4 protein-coding genes are annotated in these 7480 nt (G+C 71.2%); 1 reads left to right on the top strand and 3 read right to left on the bottom strand.

The window, feature by feature from the left end; all coding sequences use genetic code 11:
- The 3 genes from VGF12_RS05915 to VGF12_RS05905 all read right to left on the bottom strand — a co-directional run.
- The coding region (locus VGF12_RS05915) for a two-component regulator propeller domain-containing protein (RefSeq protein WP_331175115.1) at positions 1-2739 on the bottom strand (2739 nt) is incomplete at its 3' end.
- Between the two features lie 16 nt (positions 2740-2755).
- On the bottom strand, positions 2756-5884 hold the full coding sequence (locus VGF12_RS05910; protein ID WP_331175114.1) for a ligand-binding sensor domain-containing diguanylate cyclase: 3129 nt from the start codon (positions 5882-5884) through the stop codon (positions 2756-2758).
- Between the two features lie 73 nt (positions 5885-5957).
- Positions 5958-6941: an aldo/keto reductase gene (locus VGF12_RS05905; RefSeq protein WP_331175113.1), complete on the bottom strand. Its 984-nt coding sequence runs from the start codon at positions 6939-6941 to the stop codon at positions 5958-5960.
- A gap of 112 nt (positions 6942-7053) precedes the next feature.
- Between VGF12_RS05905 and VGF12_RS05900 the strand changes: the two genes are divergently transcribed.
- On the top strand, positions 7054-7480 hold a 427-nt coding region (locus VGF12_RS05900), incomplete at its 3' end, for an NAD(P)-binding protein (RefSeq protein ID WP_331175112.1).

Raw genomic sequence — 7480 nt, 5'->3', positions numbered from 1 at the left:
GCGCACCAGGTAGTCGGTGGCGCGGAAGACCTGCTCCAGCCGGCCGCGCATCTGCATCAGCACCGCATCGCCAGCCATGTGGCCATGGGCATCGTTGATGCGCTTGAAATGGTCGATGTCGATGAGGAAGAAGAGCAGATCCTGCTCGCAGTCTTCGCCGGCGGCCGCAGGCGGCTCGTAGTGGCGCACGGCCAGCGCCACGTCGGCGGGCATCTGACGGTCCAGGAAGCGGCGGTTGCGCAGGCCGGTCAACGGGTCGGTGAGGCTGGCCTCCTCGAGCTCGACGGACTTGGCCGTCAACGCGGCCGTGGCAGCCTCCAGCGCCTCGGTGCGTTCCTGCACGCGGGCCTCCAGCACGCGGCGATGGCGCAGCAGCAGGCGCGTGCGCATGTTGACGATACCGGCCACCAACAGCACGGCCGCGGCGAGGGCCAGGGCTTGCGCCCAGCGCGTCTGCCACCAGGCCGCGTGGACGTCGACGGGAATGCGGAGTTCGCTGGGGCTCCAGGCACCGTCCCGATTGCTGCCCTGGACGCGCAGCACATAGCGGCCAGGCGCCAGGTTCGTGTACGCCGCCGAACGGCCTTGCGCACCTGCGGCGATCCAGCCGCTGTCCAGTCCTTCGAGGCTGTAGCGGTAGCGGTTGCGGCCGGGCTGGCTGTAGTCCAGCGACGCGAAGGCCACGCTGAAGCCGCGCTCGCCGGGCGCCAGGACGACGGCACCGCCTTCCGGCAGTGCGCGCTCCTCTCCGTCCACGCGCAGCTCGGACACGACCAGCGGCGGCTTGTAGGTCCAGGGCGCAAAGCGTTCCGGGTCAATGACCAACAAGCCGCGCGCGCCGCCGAACAGCATGCGACCGTCATCCAGTTGGGCATAGGCGCGGAACCAGCCGGTCCCAAGGTCGGCGCCGTCGGCCGCGCCGAGTTCGCGGCGCTCGCCGCTGCGCGGGTCATACATGTTGCGCTGCGACCAGACGCGGCCCTGCTTGTCGAACAGCAGGTTGGCACCGAAGGCTCCGCCAATGTCGGAGGCACCGATGACCTCGAAGCGCGCATGCCGGCCGTTGCTCTCGACGAGGCGATGCAGGCCGGTACCGGTGTCCACCCAGAGGCGGCCAGCCAGGTCGACCGCCATGCCCAGCACGGTCTGACCGGTCAGCCCCGTGGGCTCCACCCACTCCGCCACCGGCTCGTCCGCGCCAGGCTTGGCGACTCGGAACAGGCCCGCTGCGCCGCCGGCCCACAAGCTGCCGTCGGGCAGGGCGGCGAAGGCATTGACTTCGCCGGTCCCACCCACCAGGCCGGCCGTCGGAATGGCGCGCATGACGGGTTTGGAGGGCGTCCAGCGCATGACGCCGTCCAGCGTCGCGATCCAAAGTGCGCCATCGTCGGTGGCATGGAAGCGCCGCGGCACGGCGTTGCCGCTGCGCAGCGTCTCTTTCCAGCGGCCTTGCGTGTCGAAGCGCAGCAACTGGGTATCCACCGCGACCCAGACGGAGCCGTCCCGCGTCTGCCCCAATGCATTGACCCGGCCCTGCGGCAGGCCGCCGCTGCCCTGGGCGACCAGGCCCAGAGGCTGCAACTGGCGGTCTCGCCGCTCGATGCCACCGGCCAGCGTGCCCAGCCAGATCTCGCCGTTGTCCAACTGCAGGATGCTGCGCACATCCAGCGCACCGGAGACGGCGCCGATGCCCTCGCGCACCATGGACAGGCCAGGCAGCGACGGCACGTGGCGCATCAGCCCGCCGCCATAGCTGCCAGCCCAGACAGTGCCGGCGGGGTCGCGCATGAGCGCGCGCACGTCGCTGCGCGGTGCGCTGCCGGCGCCAGTGGCGGGCAGGCGCTCAATCAATGCGCCGTCGGTCGCGCGCCGCCGCGACAGGCCCGAGGCGTCACCGAACCACAACTCGTCGGCATCGGGCTGGGCCATGGCCATGACGGGCCAGGCGCCCGACGTGGCGCCCGGCTGGGCGCCGGGGCTGAAGGGCAGCGGCTGGCCCTGCGGCGACAGCGCGCGCAGCCGCCCCTGGGCGGTGCCGATGATGATGCGACCGTCCAGCGTCTCGCTGATCAGCGTGACGAGCTGGTCGCCGACGTCGACATCCAGCGCCTCGATCGGGCCGTCCGGCGCCTTGCGCGCAAGGCCGCGCCAGGTGCCGATCCACAGCGTGCCCTGGCGATCTACGAGGAGAGTCTGTACACGCGGGTCGGGCAGGCCGTCGTCCCGGCCGCGGTGGTGGGTGAAGCGTTGGGTCTTGACGTCGAAGCGGTCGAGGCCGCCGCTGCCGCCTATCCACAGCGTGCCATCCTGCTCCAGCGCGAGGGTGCGTACTGTGTTGGCGGCGGGGGCCGTCTCGTCGGCCGACCTACCGTCACGAGCCCAACGGTCCCAGCGGCCTGTAGCCATGTCCATGCGCACCAGGCCACTGTTGCCGGCGGCCACCCACATCCAGCCGCGCGGGTCGGGCAGCATGGCGCGCACGAACTGCTCGGGCAGCAAGTGGCCGTCGGGGCCAGCGAGCGGGTAGCGGCGAAAGGCGTAGCCGTCGAAGCGCAGCAGCCCTTCAGGCGAGCCAGCCCACAGCAGGCCGCGGGCGTCCAGTGCCAGCGCCGACACGACGTTGTCCCGCACCGCGCCGGGATCGCCGATGGGCTCAAAGCGCGGCACCACGGCCATCGCGGCCGTGCAGATCCCCGCGGCAGTCAGCAGAGCCGCCCCCCACCTCTTCACGGATTTCATGGGGCGATTCTGCACGTCAGCCGGAATGAAGCAGTTGCAGCCTTCCGCTGGCGGCCCAGTCGACCAACGGCTGCCGGGCGTCCCGGCGCAGCTCGGCTTCGCTGGCAGCACTGGCGCCGAGCAGGCCGACCCAGGCGTCACGGCCGTCCTTCTTGGCCTGGTAGAGGGCCGTATCGGCGAGGTCGACGGCGGCACGCCAGTCCAGCGCGCGCGGGAGGTCCGCGCACAGCGGGAAGGCGGTGAAACCAACCGAGCAGGTCAGCGACAGCTGCACGCCGCCGCCCAGGTCGAAGGGTTGGCCGGCGATGCACTGGCGGGCGCGTTCGGCCAGCTCCGCGGCGCGGGTGCGCGGCGTTTCGCGAGCGACAACCAGGAACTCCTCGCCCCCCCAACGCACCAAGTAGTCGGACGCGCGGAACACCTGGCCCAGGCGACCGCGCATCTGCATCAGCACGGCGTCTCCGGCCATGTGGCCGTGCTCGTCGTTGATCCGCTTGAAGTGGTCCACGTCGATGAGGAAGAACAGCATCTCGCGGCTGCGTTCCACCGGCGCCGTGAGCGGCGAATGGCCGTAAAGCTCGCTGCTTTCATGGCGGCGCACGGCCAGTGCGACGTCGCCGGGCAGCTGCTGTTCGAGAAAGCGGCGGTTGCGCAGGCCGGTCAGCGGATCGGTGAGGCTGGCCTCCTCCAGTTCGGCCGACTTGGCGTTCAGCGCCGCAGTGGCCTCGGCCACGCGCGCCTCCAGATCGCGCTGGCGCTGCACCAGCAGGCGCGTGCGCAGCCGGAACGCCGCCAGCAGCAGGCCCAGCAAAGCCAGGCCGGCGAGCGCCTGCAGCCAGCGCGCTTGCCACCAGGCCGCCTGAACCTGCACCTCCAGGCGCAGCTCGTGCGGGCTCCAGTCACCCTGGCGGTTGCTGCCCTGCACGCGCATCACATAACGGCCGGGCTCGAGGTTGGTGTAGGACGCGCGGCGCGCCGTGGCGACGGCGTCCAGCCATTCGGGGTCCATGCCCTCGAGACGGTAACGATAGTGGATGCTGGCGGGTCGGCTGAAATCCAGCGCGGCGAAGCCGAGGCTGAAACTGCGCTCACCCGGCGCCAGCACCAGCGGCTGGCCGGCAGTGGGCACGGCGTGGGTCGCTGCGCCCAGTCGCAGCTCGGTCGCGACGACCGGCGGCTGGTAGGTCCAGGGTGTGAAGCGGTCGGGCTGCACCACCAGCACGCCACGTGCGCCACCGAACAGGAAGCGCCCGTCGGCCAGCCGCGTGTAGGCGCGAAACCAGGCCGTGCCGATATCGGCGCCGTCGACGGCACCCAGCTCCAGGCGCTGGCCGCTGCGCGGGTCGAAGTAGCCGCGGTGGGTCCAGATGCGCCCCTGCGCGTCGGCCAGCAAGTTGGCGCCGAAGGCGCCGATGACGTCCTGGCCCGACGCGGCCGGGAAATGCTCGAATCGCATGCCCTGAGCGTCCTCGCCGGCGCTGCGATGCAGGCCGGCGCTGGTGTCCACCCACAGGTTGCCCTGGGCGTCCACGGCCATGCCGACGACAGTGCGGCCCACGAGGCCGCGCGTGGCCGGCGCCTCGGCCACGGGCTGCACCGCGACCGGCTGAGCCACGCGCAGCAGGCCCGTCGCGCCGCCCACCCACAGGCTGCCGTCGGGCATTTCCTGCATAGCGTTGACCTCGCCGCCGCTGCGCTTGCCGCTGGCCAGCAGAACCGGCAGCAGCTCCGTGCCGCCGGGCGGCAGCCGCCAAAGGCCATCGGTCGTGCCGAGCCAGAGCTGGCCGTCGCGCGCGGTGTACATGCGGCGCGCGGTCACGCGGCCGGTGGCGAGCGTCTGACGCCAGCGTCCCTGCGTGTCAAAGCGCATCAGCTCGGACTCGGCGGCCACCCAGACGCCGTCCGGCGTCTGCGCCATCGCCCCGATGCGGCCCAGCAATGCGCTGCGGCCGGCCGCCGTGACGATCTCGCCGACAGGCTGCAGCGCCGTGTCCAGCACGACCACGCCGGCGGCCTGGGTGCCGAGCCAGACACGGCCGCTGTCGAGCTGCAGCACGCTGCGAACGTCCAGGTCACCGAAGCGCCGCCAGCGTTCGCCCTCGTTCTGGACCAGGGCCAGGCCCGGCAAGGGCGGCACGTGGCGCATCAGGCCCGAGCGGTAGCTGCCGGCCCAGATGGTGCCCGAGGGGTCGCGCAGCAGCGCCCTCACCTCGCTGCGCGGCACGGGCGCCGGGCTGCTGCCCTCGGGCGGCAGGCGCTCGATCAGCGCGCCGTCGCTGGCGCGGCGGCGTTCGATGCCGTTGCGACCGCCCAGCCAGAGTTCGTCGTCGCCAGCCTGCGTCATGGTCAGCACCGGCCAGGCGCCGTCGCTGGCGCCGATGCGCTCGGCGAAGGGCAGCAAGCGGCCGTCCTCGGACAGCATGCGCAGGTCGCCCACGCCTGTGCCGACGAGCACGCGCCCGTCGCGCGTCTCGGCCAGCAGCGTGATCTGCGGCCTGGCGAGGCCCAGCTCGACGGGCTCGATTCGATCGCTGCCGGCACGCTTGCGTGCCAGGCCTTGCCAGCTGCCTATCCACAGCGTGCCGCGACGATCACGCAACAAAGCAGCGATGCGGTCGTCGGGCAGGCCCGCGTTGCTACCGCGCCAATGCGTGAAACCCTGGCGCCGAGGGTCCAGGCGCGATAGGCCACCCTGGGTGCCCACCCACAGGCTGCCGTCGGGCTCCAGCGCCAGCGCACGTACGGCGTTGGAGGCTGGCGCCTGCGCGTCGACCGGGCTGCCCTCGGCTCGGGCCCAGCGCTTCCACTGGCCGGAGGTGGTATCCAGCCAGGCCAGGCCGCTGTTTCCGGCGGCCACCCAAAGCCCGCCCCGCGGGTCGGCCAGCAGGCTGCGAACGAACTGGTCGATCGCAGCGCCATCGGCCGGGTCACGCAGCGGGTGGCGGCGGAAGCGGTAGCCATCGAAGCGCTGTAGCCCGTCGGGCATGCCCACCCACAGGAAGCCGTTCGTGTCCATCGCGAGTGCCGAAACGGCGCGGTCGCGCAGTGAATCGGTCTCGCCTACCGGCTCGAAGCGCGGCGTCACGCCCAACGCCGAGCCGACCAGGCCAGCGGCGATCAACAGGGCGGCACACCCCTTCCTCATCAAGACCCTCATAACCGCATTCTCAGCGACACCTAGGGTCGCGTCGCAGCGGCAATCGGCACGTTTCCCCGATCTACTGGGCCAGCGGGCGTGTGATAGCGTCAATGCGTTCGACCACGTCTGACGTGAGCTTGGGCGTCACGGCAAGTGCGCCGAGGTTGTCGCGAAGCTGCTCGATGCGGCTGGCGCCCAGGATGACCGTGGACACCCGCGGGTTGCGGTTGATCCAGGCGATGGCCAGCTGGGCCGTGTTGCAGTCCAGCTCGGCGGCGATGTCGGCCAACTTGCCAACCGCGTCGTTCTTGGCCTTGTCCTGCAGTTGTTCGCGCATCCAGGCCATGCTGTCCAGGGCCCCGCGACTGCCGGCGGGAATGCCGCCACGGTACTTGCCGGTCAGCAGGCCCGAGGCCAACGGGCTCCAGGTGGTCAGGCCCAGGCCGACGTCCTCGTAGAGCCGGGCGTAGTCCTGCTCGACGCGGCGGCGGTGGAACAGGTGGTACTGCGGCTGCTCGACTACCGGCTTGTGCAGATGGTGGCGTTCGGCGATCTCCCAGGCGGCACGGATATCGCCGGCGCTCCACTCGCTGGTGCCCCAGTACAGCGCCTTGCCCTGGCGGATGATGTCACTCATCGCCCAGACGGTCTCCTCGATGGGCGTGTGGGGGTCGGGGCGGTGGCAGTAGATCAGGTCCAGATGTTCCAGCTGCAGGCGCTTCAACGAGCCATCCACGGCCTGCATCAGGTACTTGCGGTTCAGCGTGTCCTTACGGTTGGTCGTCGTCACGCCGTCGCGCTGCAGGCCCCAGAAGAACTTGCTCGAGACGATGTAGTCCAACCGGTTCCAGCCCAACGCCTTGAAGGCCTGCCCCATGACGACCTCGCTCTCGCCCTGAGCGTAGACCTCGGCGTTGTCGAAGAAGTTGACGCCGGAGTCGAAGGCCGCGGCCAGCATCTCGGTGGCGGACTTCGTGTCGACCTGGTTGTGGTACGTAACCCAGGAGCCGAGGGAGAGTTCGGAGACCTGGAGGCCGGCGCGGCCGAGGCGGCGGTATTGCATGGGAGTCCTGTCTGTGGCGGAGAAGCGCAAAGACCACAGCTTAAGCGCGCCGCCGCGGCCTTGCTGGCACGCGACTTCAGCGGCGGCGGCCGGCACGGGTATCGTTGCGGCCATGAAGCTTGCTGTCATCGGCGCCGGCCCCGCGGGCCTGGCCCTCGCCCTGCTGGCCGTCCAGCGCCTCGAGGGCGCCGAAATCCACCTCTTCGACACCCGCCCACTGGACCGAGACATCAGTGGCGACGCGCGCACCCTGGCCCTCAACCTGGGCAGCATCCGGCTGTTGCAGCGGCTGTCGGCCTGGGTGCCCGAAAGCGCCCAGGCGATACGCGCCGTGCATGTCAGCCAGGCACCGCCTGCGCCAGTCGCCGGGGAGGTGCACATCAGCGCCGCCGAGCAAGGCCTGCCCCAGCTCGGCGCAGTGCTGCCCTACGGCGCCCTTGTCGCGCCGCTGCAGCAGCGCTGGCTGGCGCTGGCCGCTGAGCAGCCCGCGCGCCTGTTCACGCGCTTCGCGACGCCGGTGCATGCCATCCGCTCGCAGC

It is taken from the genome of Roseateles sp. (assembly GCF_036404855.1).
Classification (GTDB): domain Bacteria; phylum Pseudomonadota; class Gammaproteobacteria; order Burkholderiales; family Burkholderiaceae_C; genus Pelomonas.
This window is presented reverse-complemented; position numbering and strand designations above follow the sequence as displayed.

Coding starts and splice junctions, on each gene's coding strand:
- VGF12_RS05905 (WP_331175113.1), bottom strand. CDS start 6,941: ATGCAATACCGCCGCCTCGGCCGCGCCGGCCTCCAGGTCTCCGAACTC.
- VGF12_RS05910 (WP_331175114.1), bottom strand. CDS start 5,884: ATGAGGAAGGGGTGTGCCGCCCTGTTGATCGCCGCTGGCCTGGTCGGC.